The organism is Nocardia sp. NPDC005825 (genome assembly GCF_040630175.1).
In the GTDB taxonomy this organism is placed as follows: domain Bacteria; phylum Actinomycetota; class Actinomycetes; order Mycobacteriales; family Mycobacteriaceae; genus Nocardia.
The window spans coordinates 321,632-334,385 of record NZ_JBEXXC010000002.1; the positions used below are offsets into that span (position 1 = coordinate 321,632).

Consider the following 12,754-nt stretch of genomic DNA (forward strand, 5'->3'; position numbering starts at 1 on the left):
TGCATGATCGACGACGACATCGAGGAGACCGCACGCTGCTTCGCGCGAGCGGCTCACGGTGACCAAAAATACGGTGGCGCACCGTATTTGATCCACCTCGCGACGGTTCGGGATGTGCTCGGCGACTTCCGGTTCTCGGGCGATCTGGGAGTGGCCGCGTGGTTGCACGACGTGCTGGAGGACACCGCCGTGACCAGGGTAGAACTGGAGGCGGCCTTCGGTGCGGGGGTCGCCGAACTGGTGTGGGCGGTAACCGGCATCGGAGCGACGCGTGCGGAACGGAACCAGGACATCTATGCCAAGATCGCGGATTGCCCTTCGGCGGTGATTCTGAAGCTGGCTGATCGGATCGCGAACGTCGAAGCCAGTGCCGGGACGCGGTGGTTTGCGATGTATGCCGCTGAACAGCCGGCATTTCGAGCACACCTCGGGTCGATCCTCGATACCGAGAAGGCCGTTGGTCAGATGTGGACCAGGCTCGAAGGGGCGCTGGCGATGAACAGTCGTGAAGCCACGGCGCGGCAGGTGCTCGAGCGGTGGCGGGCGCGGGAGGCGCCGGATGGGGACTCGATCGTGTTCGCCGACGGGACGCTGCTGACGATGACATTGGTGCAGCGCAGTTTCCATCAGCCGGACGGTGAGCCGCGAAAGCCGGACAAGTGGTTCTGGCAGGAGGATTTTCGGGCTACGGCCTGGTCGGCGGTCGAATGGGTCGATGTGGACCCGACGTTCGGCTCGGCTGTGCACGACGGTAGCCGCGCGATGGTGGGGGAGTCGGCGTCGCACGGAAGCATCGGGTGGGTCGCGCTGACCGACGATGACGAGGAGCAGACGCTGCGGTGGATCGCGGTGTCGGGGAGCTCCAATCCATTCCACCACGTCACGCTCGACGCGGACTTCGTGGTCGCTACCAGCACCTTCGACCTGACCTGGACCTTCCCGCGGAACTCTCCGCAGGACGTGACCATCGCTCCCGCTGATCCCGAGGTGTTGGAGGCCATGCGTCGCCGTTAGGTCGGAATGGTATTGGCGCGGAATGCTGTCAGGAGCATGGTGGTGAGGTCCTCCAGGTAGGTGGGTTCCAGGGCGATGCCGGTGATGGTGAGTCGCCAGTAGAGGGGGCCGGCCAGGAAGTCCAGGGCGAGGGGGAGATTGAGGTCGTCGGGGAGTTCACCTCGGGTGATGGCGCGGCGGAGGACGGTGGTGGCGCGGTCGCGGCGGGTGGTGGCGATGCCGGTGGTGAGGGTGGCGGCGAGGGCTGGTTCGCGGGCCGCTTCGGCGAGAAGGTCGGGGATGATCTTCGAGGCGAGGGGGTGGCGGAGGCCTTCGGCGGCTGCCGTGAGGAAGGTGTGGAGGTCGCCGCGGAGGGTCCCGGTGTCGGGGGTGTCGGCGGCGTCGACGGCGACCTTGGTGATGAGGTCGGTGGCCATGGCCTGTTTGGAGGGCCAGCGGCGGTAGACGGCGGCCTTGCCCGCACCCGCGCGGCGGGCCACGGCCTCGATGGAGAGGCGTCCGTAGCCGACCGCGGCGAGCTCCTCGAAGAAGGCGGTGGCGAGTGCCTCGGTCAGGTCGTCCTGCAGGACCGGGCCGCCGGAGGTGCGGCGCGGGGGATGGGGCATGTGATCCACGCTAACACGAGACGGAACGGTTGCGTATCGACTGGGCCCGGCTGTACCGTTCTCGACATAGCCGAGACGGAACCGTTCCGGCTCGATGGACTCGAGTGGTCCTCCGATCGAAAGACACCACCATGAACACCGTGGTCCCCACCCTCGTCGACCGAATCCGCGACGCCCTCGACACCACCGGCGCCATCGTCGCAGGCATCGACGACCCGCAGCTCGGTCTGCCCTCGCTCTGCCCCGGCTGGGATGTCCGATTCGAGCTCAACCATCTGGTCGGCGGCCTGCGCGTCTTTGCCGCCGAACTCACCCACACTGATCCCGGCGGCGGCCACCACGACGACTGGCTCGGCACCCACCACCGCACCGCCTACGCCGCCGCCGCGCACCTCGACCGCGAGGCCTGGTCACGCCCCGGCGCGCTGGACACCACCGTCCGGCTCGGCTTCGGACCGGTCCCCGGCCCCATGGCCGCTCTGATCCACCTCACCGAGATCCTGGTCCACGGCATCGACCTGGCCGTAGCCACCGGACAACAACCCCTCATCGACGACCAGCAGGCCGACCACCTGCTCAGCGTCATGCGATCCATGGACTTCGACGCCTTCCGTCGCCCGGGCATGTTCGGCCCGGCGCAACCGTCGTCGGCCGACGCACCCGCTCACCAGCGTCTGCTGGCCTTCCTCGGCCGGTCCACTTCCGTCACCGCTTGCAGCGTGCGGTCCGACTAGGCGGCGGTGACGCGGTCGATCTTGCGGCCCTCATGGTAGAAGTCGCAGTACGCGCCGAATTCATCGACCATGTCGGCGAATTCGTCGAAGAGGCGACCGGCGGGCAGTGATTCGGTGAGCAGGGCGCTGAGGAATTCGGTGGCGGTGCCGCGGTAGAAGCCCCAGCGGGTGTGGGTTTTGCTGCCGATCACGACGGGCCAGGTGTTCGGGTCGCCGTCCCTCGAATCCCAGAGGCAGTAGCCGCCGTCCGCCAGCCTGCCCCATGCGGTCAGGGATGCGGGGTTCAGTGCGAAACCTGCTGGAATGTCGTCGCATTCGAGGGGAAGGTCGGGGTTCTCCAGGCGTTCGCGCGCATCCTTGATCCACCATTCCAGATCCGCTGAGGGGGAGGTGGCATCCGGGACGCTGAGGCGCACGATCGAGGAGAACTCCGACTCTCCGTAGGTGCCGGCCAGCTGCTGGTAATCCTCGGGCAGCGGGATCCCGATGCGGTGTTCGACCGCCACCCAGTCGATCGCGGGGCGTGACACGCTCGGGGGCACCGGCAGCAGGCTCCGTAGGTCGTCGATGGCGGTCATGGCTCGTCCTGTTCTGTGCGGTCAGATGGAGTTGTCGATGATGATAGGGGGCAGATTCCAGCCCTTCTCACCCCACGCGAACAGCAGTACCGCCGTCGGCGGCTCACCGGGCGCGCCCCACACCGGGATGGCCAGCGCATGGACGACCTGCTGATCCACATCGGGATTGGTGCCCTCGGCGACGCCGGTGATCAGCTTGTCCCACTGGGCTTTCACCCCGCGATTGTTGTGGAAGTTCTCGGGGATGAGGTTCTGCGGGATGCGACCGGACCCGCCGCTGGTCGACCCGGCGAGATGGCCGGCGTCGTAGTCCAGGGGCACGTTGTCGCCCAGCAGCGCGCGGGTGGCGTCGGATCCCTTGTCCTGCATACCGGGAACCAGACGCATGTATACGCCGCTGGGGCCGTAGACGTCGTCCATCGGGCCGTAGGCGATGAGTCCGCCGCCGCCGTGCACGTCCAGGACGGGGGTGCTGTTGGCTGCCGCTTCGTAGCCGTCGACCGTGGGCACCCCGTAGCTGCCGACCGGCAACGGCAAGCCCTGGGACAGATTCTGCATCACGTAGGGCAGGAAGTTCGCGGCGGTCTCGGAGATGTTCGGGGCCGCCGCGCTCGGGTTGGCCTGGCCCGGTGCCGGAAGCTGATACCCCGGAACGGTTTTCAGCGCCGGATTGGCGGCGAAGGACGCCGGCAGCACCGTGGTCGGCGGATCCAGGCGCGTTCCGGTCAGCTGCGCCGGCTGGTAGGGCGCCTTCGGCGCGCCCGGCAGTACCCGGCTGATCGGTGGCAGCACGTTCGACGGCACCGCCGGACGGAGCTTGCGCCGATTGGCCGGCGGCGGTGGCGGCTGCGCGGCCGAAGGCGGGCACGCGGCGATGTCTTGTGCGAGGCCCGGGTGACCGACCGGAACGACGAGCGCCGCCGGGCAGGCATCCGGCTCGCCGGTCTGCGGCGCCGCACCGACCTGCGGAACATCGACCCCCTGCTGCCGACACTGATCGGCGAGGGACTCCAACTCCGGAATCTCCGCATTGCCCCGCTCGGCCTCGGCGTTGTACGCGGCGACCGCGGCCTGGTTGCTCGAATCCGGCGGATTCGCGTTGTGAACGGCCGCGGCCTGGTTGTGCGCTTCGATCCGCGCGGCCACGGCCGTGCAATCGAGCGGTTCGGCGTAGGCGACCTGCGCTGGAATGACAAGGGTGGCAAGGATTCCCACCAGAGTCGCCAGCACGGCTATCAGTTGATTGATGAAAGGTACTGCGGACGAGCGCATTTGATCTCCCCGTGAACGAATGGCAGTGATAGCCAAACATGTTCACCATGCAACGGTCAAGATCGAGTGCAGGTCGGCGCCCGCCGCCGCAACTCGTACGCCCGACGGCTACTTGTGATCACAGAGCAAGATCGCCCGGATCTGGAAGCGAAGATCGTCGCCTGGAAGTCTGTGTCGCCTGTACCGATGGGTTGACGGCGGCACAACAGATGGCGGGGCTGGTGTACGCACCATACGACCGTCCGGAAGGCCGCCGACGGTTCTGATGGACGCACCCCCGTGCGGGGGCACCCCGCGTGAGGCCTATTTCTGCAAGGTGAACTGCATGACGTCGAGGTGGCCCGCGCGGAAGTAGTGGGCGCAGCCGGTCAGGTACTTCATGTAGCGCTGGTAGACCTCTTCGGAGGTGAGGGCGACGGCTTCGGTGTGGTGGGCCGCGAGGGATTCGGCCCACAGGTCAAGGGTTTTCGCGTAGTGGGGGCGCAGGGATTGGATGCGGGTCGTGCGGAATCCGACCGCCTCGGCCTCGCGGGGGACGGTGTCCTTCTGGGGGAGCTGGCCGCCGGGGAAGATCTCGCGTTTGACGAAGATGTGGAACAGGGCGTCCTCGCGGGTCACGGGAATCTCGGCGGCTCGCAGGTCGGCGAGGCTGTGGCCGATGATGGTGTGGAGCAGCAGGCGGCCATCGGCGGGAAGCATGCGGTGGCAGCGGGTGAAGAACTCGGGGTAGCGCTGTTTGCGGAAGTGCTCGAACGCGCCGATGCTGACGATCCGGTCGGCGGTGCCCTCGAATTCCTCCCAACCCTGCAGGCGCACTTCGGCTTCGGAGATGCCGAGATCGCGCAACTGGGCGCCGACATGCTCGAATTGGTTGCGGCTCAAGGTGAGTCCGATGACACGGACCCCGTAGGTGAGCACCGCGCGGATCATGGTCGAACCCCAGCCGCAGCCGACGTCGAGCAGGGTCATGCCGGGTTCGAGCCCCAGCTTGCCGAGCGCCAGATCGATCTTGGCCAGTTGTGCCTCCTCCAGGGTCAGGCCCGTGCGATCGAAGTAGGCACAGCTGTAGGTCATGGAGGGGTCGAGGAACAGCGCGTAGAAGTCGTCGGACAGGTCGTAGTGAGCCTGGACCTGCCGGTAGAAGGGCGCGAGCTGGGCCATGGCGATCTCTCCCCGGGTGTGCGGACATCGGAGACGCGGACATACGGACATACGTAGCGACCGGGCCCCGGGTTCTACATGCGGACACACCGCCAACACGCCGCGCTTTTCACTCCGAAATCGCCATTCGACCTCGGCGTCACCGCCCCGGCTGCTTTCCTGAAAGGGAGTGCAGCATCGCGTCAGCAAACACAAATTCGGAGGGTTGGGGACCGGCCATGCACCGCACCGGACACGAAGAGGTCCATCCTGGCAGGCCGTGGTTGTGGACTATTCTGGTGGGAGCGGTGGTGGTGGGACTGGCCACGTGGTGGATCAGACCCCAGTCGCTGAGCTGCAGCACGGCCGCGCCGACGCCGACGGTCGTGACGCTGCCCGCCGCGCCCGCACCGAGTTCGGTTACTCCTCAGCAGATCCAATCCGTCGACGCGGGACCGCCGCAGGAACGGGCGGAGGCCCGGTTCTACGCCTTCAATCAGGGCGTCGCGTGCTCCCTGCCGGATCTGCCGCTGGACGGCTATTACGTCGGGGTGCCGACCAGCCGATACGACGGTTCCGCCCCCTGCGGCTCCTACGTCGACATCGACGGCCCGCTCGGCAGCGTCCGCGCCCAGGTCGTCGACCGCTGCCCCGGCTGCGGCCCGGACCAATACGACTTGAGCCGTTCGGCTTTCGAGGCGATCGCCAACTCGGTCGACGGCATCGCGCCGGTCAGGATCAGCACCGTTCGCGACCCGAACCCCGCCCCGGAGCTCTTCTACCGCGTCCAGCAGAGCTCCTCGACCAGCTGGATCGGAATCCTGTTCTCCGGCACCGGCAATCCGCTCGCGCAAGTAGCCTTGCGCCCGGATTCCGGCGGTGACTACCGCCCGATGCGCCGCGGTTACGACAACTACTGGACCGTGTCGGGCATGGGCAGGGGCCCGTTCACTGCCCAGGTGACAGACATCTACGGCCACGTCGCGTACGTCCCGGGAGTCGCGATCGAGCCAGGGCAATTGCGCCGCACCGGAATTCACCTCTACGACATCCCCGAAGAGCCGTCCGTCACCCCGCCGCCGCCTGCGGCCCCGGTGGTCGTGACCACGCTGGTCGCCGCCCCCGCCCCCTGCACGCCGTAACCGGCCGCGGCGCCCGCGGTATGGCATCATCGAGTGAAACGTGTTCCAGTTCGACCGCCGCGACGGTGTGCCGGGAGGCCCTCGATGACGAACCCCAGCTCGGATACGACCACGCCCGCCGCGCCCCGGCGCGGCCGCCGCCTGTCACCGCGCATCTCCCGGCTGACCGAGGTGCCGCAGGGTGAGATGGTGGAGCTGCCCGGCCGCGGCGCCACCTACGTGGTGGACCTGCCCGGCCCGTCCGCGGCCGCGCCGACCGTCCTGCTGCTGCACGGCATGGCGACCACCGCCATGCTCAACTGGTTCCCCTCGCTGCGTGAGCTGAACGCCCACTACCGCGTGGTCCTGTTCGATCAGCGCTGGCACGGCCACGGAATCCGGTCCGAGCATTTCGATCTCGACGATCTGGCCGACGACGTCATCGCGGTCGCCGACGCCGTGGGCGTCGAGCGCCCGATCCTGGCGGGCTACTCCATGGGCGGCGTGGTGGCCCAGCTGGCCGCGCATCGGCACCCGGACCGGGTGGGCGGGCTGGTCCTGGCCGCGACCACCTACCGCTTCCAGGAGAAGTGGCGCGAGCGCGCCTTCCATCGGGGCTGGTCGGCGACGGCCGCCCTGTTCTCGGAGTGGTCGTTCCGCCGGGCGGAGCTGCGCCGCGACAAACTGCCCACGCTGCCGGAGTCCTCGTGGCCGGTGGGCCGGATGGATCGCTGGGCGATGACGGAACTGCGGGCCACCAGCGGCTGGGCGCTCGCGCAGGCGCTCGCGGTGCTGGGGCGTTTCGATGCGTCGGAATGGCTGCCGACCTTGAAGATGCCGACGGCGGTGGTGATCACCACGCGGGATCGGGCGCTGCCCGTGTTCCGTCAGCTGGAGATGGCGAAAGCGATTCCGGGAGCGGAGATCTTCCTCGCCAGGGCGGGCCACGCGGCCTGCGCACTCGAGGCGGACGTCTTTGTCCCGGTGTTCCTCGAGGCTGTGCGGTCGGTGGCGGAGCGGCTCTAGACGGTAGCCACTCGGTTGGGGCTCAGCCCTTTTCGCGCGCGGCCTTGAGCAGCGCGGTGATCACCTCGGGGACGGCGTCGGCGATCTTGTCGACATCGGGGACCAGTTCCTTGCAGGCGATGAAGCCGAAGTCCAGGTGGCCGTTGTTGGAGATCACGGTGGCGGTCAGGCCCGCGCCGTGGAACACCGGTCCGAACGGATACATCGACGACACCCGCACCCCGAGGAAGTACATCGGGAAGTTGGGCCCGGGCACATTGGAGATCACCAGGTTGTGCACCACCGGGTGGTGATCGGCCAGCTTGAGCGAGGAGTACGCCCGAGCGGCGAGCTGGAAGGTGTTGGGCGGGGCGTACTTTCCCCAATCCTGGAGGAAGTCCGCGCCGATCAGATTGTGCTCCTCCTTGGCCCCGCGATTGTCCTCGGCGATGGCCAGCACCCGCGCCACCGGATCCTCGATCTCGGTGTAGAGCCGGGCGAAGATGGTCGACACCTTGTTGGTGCCCTCCTCGTGGCGTGAGGTGTCGTGGGTGGACACCGGAACCGAGGCGATGAGCGAGGTTTCGGGCAGTTCGTCGTGCAGTTCGAGGTAGCTGCGCAGCGCGCCGCCGACCACGGCCAGCACCACGTCGTTGACCTTCACCCCGAAGGCGGTCTTTATCTCCTTGATATCCGACAACTCGGTCTGTTCGAAGGAGATGGCCCGATGCTGGGTGATTGCCCGATTGAACGGCGTGCGGGGCGCGGTGAACGGCAACGGCATACCGCGACTGCCGGATTCGCGCCGCCGCTGGACCAGCCCGCCCAGAATGCCGACCGTCTTGGGCACCATGCCGACCATGCCGAGGCGCCCCGGCAGGTTCAGCAGGGCCTCGCCGGCGAGCTGCAGATCGGTGGGTTCGGCCTCGGCGGTGGTGTCCTCGGCGGGCGGGGTGTAGGTCACGCCCGGCTGCATATCGCACAGGTGCATCATCATATTGGTGCCGGTGATGCCGTCCACGATGGCGTGGTGGTACTTGGAGACCACCGCCACCCGGCCGTGCGGCAGGCCCTCCACCACCCACATCTCCCACAGCGGGCGGGCACGGTCGAGGGGGCGTCCGGCGATGTCGGCGGCCAATTCGGCCAGCCCGCGGTCCCCGGCTCCGCTGGGCAGCGCCAGCCGGCGCACGTGGTAGTCGAGGTCGAAGTTCGAATCCCGTACCCAGACCGGATGATCGAGGTTGAACGGGACCGCGTGCAGCCGCCGCGTCATGGCCGGGATGAGATGCAGCCGCCGGCCGAGTTCGGCCTTGAACGCCTCGTGCTCATAGGTGACCCCGTCGGCGGCGGGGTCGAGTATCAGCAATGCGCAGACGTGCAGGAGTTGGGTGTCTGTTTCGAAATAGAGGAAGCTCGCGTCGAGCCCGGTAAGTCGTTCCATACCAACACACTATGAGAACCGGTTGTATTTTGCGTGCGGTTCGCGGTGTGCTCCGGATCCGGTCCGAGGCCGTTTTGTTGCCCCAAAGTTGCACGTAGATAACAAGTTTCATGATGAAACGGTTGGGTACCAATCAGGTGTCTCTCCAGTGGAATTCGTTGCCGCCGTTCCGGAGCGTTCTTACCTTGGGTCACATGGTCCGGTGATCGGTCTCTAGTCAATGACAAGAGTCACCGGACTTCTCACAACGACGTGAGAGGTGAGGACGATGGGCGACCGGAAGGTGCTGCTGTCTGGAAGATGGCGTACGGCATGGGGGTTCGCGATCATGCTGACGATCGCGACCGTGTTCGTGCCACAACCGAGGTCCCACGCGCAGGGCTGCGCCGATGTGGACGTCGTAGTGGCCAGGGGCACAGGCGAACCCGGCTGGCTCGGCGATCAGATCGGCGACCCCCTCTTCGGCGTCCTGCAGGACCGGCTGCCCGTCTCGATGTCCGCCTACCGCGTGAACTACCCCGCCGACTACAGCTTCGACGTCGGCGCAGGCAGCGCGGATCTGGTGCGGCACTTGATCATTCGCGCCGCCGCCTGCCCGGGTCAGCAGTTCGTCCTGGTCGGCTACTCGCAGGGGGCGGCGGTCGTGCAGGCCGCGCTGGGCACCGGCGTGGTGTCCTGGTACCCGGGCCGCGTCCAGCTGCCGGGCTATCTCGGCGACCGGGTGGCGGCGGTCCTGCTCTTCGGCGACCCCGTCCGCGGCCTGGGCTGGAATGTGCCGGGCGAGTTCCTGTCCCGCACGGGGGACTGGTGCGTCGGCGGCGACCCGGTGTGCGGTTCCGGCCTCAATGCCAACGCGCACGTCGCCTACGGCAGTGATCTGGTGGCCGCGGCCAATTTCGCCGCGGACCACATCTGACCCCGGGGAGGGGAAGGGCCCGGCTCCCGGGCGGTCTCGGCGGACCCGCCCGCGAGACCCCGGAGCGGGCCCGGGTACCCGCGGTTCGCGGGGCGTCGGGTGTCACGGCACTCGGGGCCTCATCCCACAGTGAGCCGCGGGTATCGCACGAGTCGGCCCGGTGCGCTGTCCCGCACCGGGCCGAACTCTGTGTGAGGTACCGCTACTGCACCGAACGGATCCGAATGCCGTTGCCGGACAGGGTGATCACCAGTTCAGGCCCGGAATCCGGTTGGTGATCCGCGCCGCCGGCGCGGGCAGGCCCATGAGCGGCTGCACGATCGGGGCCAGCGCCAGCAGCGGACTGCGGGAATCGGGCTTGGCGGTGACCTCCGCCGCGCTCTCGCCGCTCGCCGTGGTGGATTCGGCGTCCACCGCCGGGTGCCCGGTCTTCGGCTGCGAACGCGCCGCCTTGGACTCGCCGAACATCCGGTAACCCTGGTGCAGGATGGCGCGTTTCACCGACGGCATGACCGTGTCCACGAACTGCGCGAAGGTGCCGATCGGGGTGTCGATGCGGCTGGGCCGATGCTCGAGCGCCCGCACCACGATGTCGGCGGCCTGATCGGGGCTGTGCACCGGAATCGACTTGTACAGGTCGGTCGGCGCGATCATGGCGGTCCGCACCAGCGGCATGCGCACCGAGGTGAAAGTGATTCCGGCGTCGGCGTTCTCGACTGCGGCGATCTCGCTGAAGTTGTCCAGCGCCGACTTGCTGGCCACGTAGGCGGCGAAGCGCGGCACCTTGGTCTGCACCGCGATCGAGGAGATGTTCACGAAGTGCCCGAATCGGCGTTCCCGCATGGACGGCAGCAGTGCCAGGATGAGCCGCACCGCGCCGAAGTAGTTGACCGCCATGGTCCGCTCGAAGTCGTGCATGCGGTCGGTGGAGTTGAGCACCGAGCGGCGGATCGAGCGTCCGGCGTTGTTGACCACGTAGTCGACGTGCCCGTGGTCGGCGAGCGCCTGCTTGACCAGCAGCTCCACCGACTTCTCGTCGGTGATGTCGCAGACGTAGGCCTGCGCGGCACCGCTGTCGGCCCGCACCGCGGCGGCCGCGGCCTCGAGGTCCTCCTCGGTGCGCGCCACCATGAGCACGGTCGCGCCGCGCTTGGCCACGGCGTGCGCGGTGGCCAGGCCGATGCCGCTGGACGCGCCGGTGATCAGCACGATCCGGCCGCCGAGACCGCCGTCGTGGCGGCGGGCGCGGTCCGGGTCGAGGTGGGCGCGCCAGTACGACCACAGCGTCTCGGCGTAGTCCTCGAAGGCCGGGACCTCGACGCCGGTGCCGCGCAGGTGCGCCCGGGTGGACTCGGAGACGAAGGTCGACTCGAACGCGGTGTGCGGGGCAACCTCGGCGGGAATACCGAAGCGCTCCAACAGGAAATCGCGCACCGTGGGCACGCCCGGCAGTCCGCCCAGGGCGTGCAGCGCGGTGTGCGAGCCCGGCACGGTGCCGATCGCGGTGGGGGCGCCGGCCGCGCGGGCCAGCGCGTTGTAGATCTCGGTGAACGGCTGCGGTTCCGGGTTGGTCAGGTGGAACGTGCGGCCGATCAGACCCGGCTTGGCGATCAGTTCGAGCATGGCCGAGACCACGTAGTCGACCGGAACGATATTGGTGGCGCCCAGATCCGGGATCGGCACCGGCAGTTCCGAGGGCAGCGCGCCCAGTCCGGCGATGGCGGGGAAGAAGTAGTACGGCCCGTCGATCTTGTCCATCTCGCCGGTGCGGGAGTCGCCGACCACGATGGCCGGGCGGTACACCCGCCAGCGCAGGTCCGCGGCCTCGCGCACCATCTTCTCGGCCTCGAACTTGGTGCGGTGGTAGGGCGAATGCAGGCCCTGACCCAGATCGAAGTCGTCCTCGAAGAACTTGCCGCGATGGTCGCCCGCGACCGCGACCGAGGACACGTGGTGCAGGACCGCGCCGAGTTCGCGGGCCAGCGCGATCACCGAGGCGGTGCCCTGCACATTGGCGGCGTAGGTGACCTCGGGGTCGGCGGTCATGTCGTAGACCGCGCCGAGGTGGATGACGTGGTCGGCGCCGGGCGTGTCGTCGATCAAGCCCAGGCCGGGCGCGGTCAGGTCGCCGACCAGCGGGAACACGCGATCTTCGGCGCCCCAGCCCGCCGCCATCTCGCGCAGCTTGGCCACCGAGGCCTCCCGCGTCAGTGCGTGGACCACGGCTTCCGGGTCGCGTTCCAGCAGTCCGGCGATGAGCCGCCGACCGAGGAATCCGGTTCCGCCCGTGACGATGTAGGAAGTCATCGTCCCCTCCTTGATTACGAACCTGTTGATACCCAACGGGGTTCGTCCGACATGCGTCGGTGGATGCGGACGTTGTGCGAATGGCCCCCTAGCAGAATGTCGGGCCGAGGTAGGAACACCATCGTGCCTAACTAGCCGGTAACTTTACGGTTCCGCGCGGGGCCGTTCAAGCCGAACGGCCGTGACAGCCCTGTGTGACTGGTCACCCCGGGGCTATTCGAGTTGGTATGTGTAACAACGGGTTTGATGTAACTCGGGGTGCGCTCGGCAATTCATGGGCAACTGGTCAAATGTCCTGAGCGGTCGCTCACTTGGTTCGATTGCGCATGGTTTGCGGCTATTCGTTGACGCAGCGGACATCGCCGTCGACCGCCTGAGTCACGACCGTGAAGGGCGGGCACTGGCGGAGGTTGCCCCACTCGCCCTCGATGCACGAGTCGTAGGTGTGCGGATCGGAGGTCGGCGCGCGGGTGCCGGAATGGCAGCCCCCGCTCACCGGAGTCGCTCCCGCGGAGCCCGCGCCCAGTAGGGGTGCGCTCAACGCGATACCGGTGACAACAATCCCGGCTGCCACTCGACGGCGATTCATCGACCTCCACCTTTCCTCGGTGTTACTCG

12 protein-coding genes are annotated in these 12,754 nt (G+C 67.9%); 5 read left to right on the forward strand and 7 right to left on the reverse strand.

The annotated features are described in order from the left end of the window. The first annotated feature begins 3 nt into the window (after positions 1–3). Positions 4–1,014 carry an HD domain-containing protein gene (locus ABZ382_RS06115; RefSeq protein ID WP_357084857.1) on the forward strand — a complete coding sequence of 337 codons (1,011 nt, stop codon included), beginning with the start codon at positions 4–6 and terminating at the stop codon, positions 1,012–1,014. On the opposite strand, the gene ABZ382_RS06120 is transcribed toward ABZ382_RS06115, so the two are convergent. Further along, complete coding sequence (locus tag ABZ382_RS06120) at positions 1,011–1,619, reverse strand: TetR-like C-terminal domain-containing protein (RefSeq protein ID WP_357084860.1); 609 nt, start codon at positions 1,617–1,619, stop codon at positions 1,011–1,013. The genes ABZ382_RS06115 and ABZ382_RS06120 overlap by 4 nt on opposite strands. Positions 1,620–1,750: 131 nt before the next feature. Between ABZ382_RS06120 and ABZ382_RS06125 the strand changes: the two genes are divergently transcribed. Next, positions 1,751–2,353 carry a TIGR03086 family metal-binding protein gene (locus ABZ382_RS06125; RefSeq protein WP_357084863.1) on the forward strand — a complete coding sequence of 201 codons (603 nt, stop codon included), beginning with the start codon at positions 1,751–1,753 and terminating at the stop codon, positions 2,351–2,353. Here ABZ382_RS06125 and ABZ382_RS06130 read toward each other — a convergent pair. From ABZ382_RS06130 to ABZ382_RS06140, 3 genes are all read right to left on the reverse strand, one after another. Further along, positions 2,350–2,931, reverse strand: coding sequence for a hypothetical protein (locus tag ABZ382_RS06130; RefSeq protein ID WP_357084866.1), 582 nt, complete (start codon positions 2,929–2,931; stop codon positions 2,350–2,352). The genes ABZ382_RS06125 and ABZ382_RS06130 overlap by 4 nt on opposite strands. Positions 2,932–2,952: 21 nt before the next feature. Then, positions 2,953–4,161: a hypothetical protein gene (locus ABZ382_RS06135; protein ID WP_357084869.1), complete on the reverse strand. Its 1,209-nt coding sequence runs from the start codon at positions 4,159–4,161 to the stop codon at positions 2,953–2,955. A 345-nt stretch (positions 4,162–4,506) separates the two neighbouring features. Then, complete coding sequence (locus ABZ382_RS06140; protein ID WP_357084871.1) at positions 4,507–5,364, reverse strand: cyclopropane mycolic acid synthase family methyltransferase; 858 nt, start codon at positions 5,362–5,364, stop codon at positions 4,507–4,509. A 293-nt stretch (positions 5,365–5,657) separates the two neighbouring features. Between ABZ382_RS06140 and ABZ382_RS06145 the strand changes: the two genes are divergently transcribed. Both ABZ382_RS06145 and ABZ382_RS06150 read left to right on the forward strand, forming a co-directional pair. Continuing rightward, entirely contained in the window at positions 5,658–6,485 is an 828-nt protein-coding gene (locus tag ABZ382_RS06145; RefSeq protein WP_357084874.1) for an expansin EXLX1 family cellulose-binding protein, read from the forward strand. An 84-nt stretch (positions 6,486–6,569) separates the two neighbouring features. Next, the gene (locus ABZ382_RS06150) at positions 6,570–7,490 is read left to right on the forward strand and encodes an alpha/beta hydrolase (RefSeq protein WP_357084877.1); all 921 of its coding nucleotides are present in this window, start codon (positions 6,570–6,572) and stop codon (positions 7,488–7,490) included. A 22-nt stretch (positions 7,491–7,512) separates the two neighbouring features. On the opposite strand, the gene ABZ382_RS06155 is transcribed toward ABZ382_RS06150, so the two are convergent. Then, complete coding sequence (locus ABZ382_RS06155; RefSeq protein WP_357084880.1) at positions 7,513–8,913, reverse strand: wax ester/triacylglycerol synthase family O-acyltransferase; 1,401 nt, start codon at positions 8,911–8,913, stop codon at positions 7,513–7,515. Between the two features lie 268 nt (positions 8,914–9,181). On the opposite strand from ABZ382_RS06155, the gene ABZ382_RS06160 reads away from it, so the two are divergent. Further along, complete coding sequence (locus tag ABZ382_RS06160; RefSeq protein WP_357084883.1) at positions 9,182–9,829, forward strand: cutinase family protein; 648 nt, start codon at positions 9,182–9,184, stop codon at positions 9,827–9,829. 246 nt (positions 9,830–10,075) lie between these two features. Here the strand turns inward: ABZ382_RS06160 and ABZ382_RS06165 are convergent, their stop codons facing one another. Continuing rightward, positions 10,076–12,136: an SDR family oxidoreductase gene (locus ABZ382_RS06165; protein WP_357084886.1), complete on the reverse strand. Its 2,061-nt coding sequence runs from the start codon at positions 12,134–12,136 to the stop codon at positions 10,076–10,078. Positions 12,137–12,473: 337 nt separating this feature from the next. Next, the gene (locus ABZ382_RS06170) at positions 12,474–12,725 is read right to left on the reverse strand and encodes a hypothetical protein (protein WP_357084889.1); all 252 of its coding nucleotides are present in this window, start codon (positions 12,723–12,725) and stop codon (positions 12,474–12,476) included. Between the last annotated feature and the right edge of the window lie 29 nt (positions 12,726–12,754).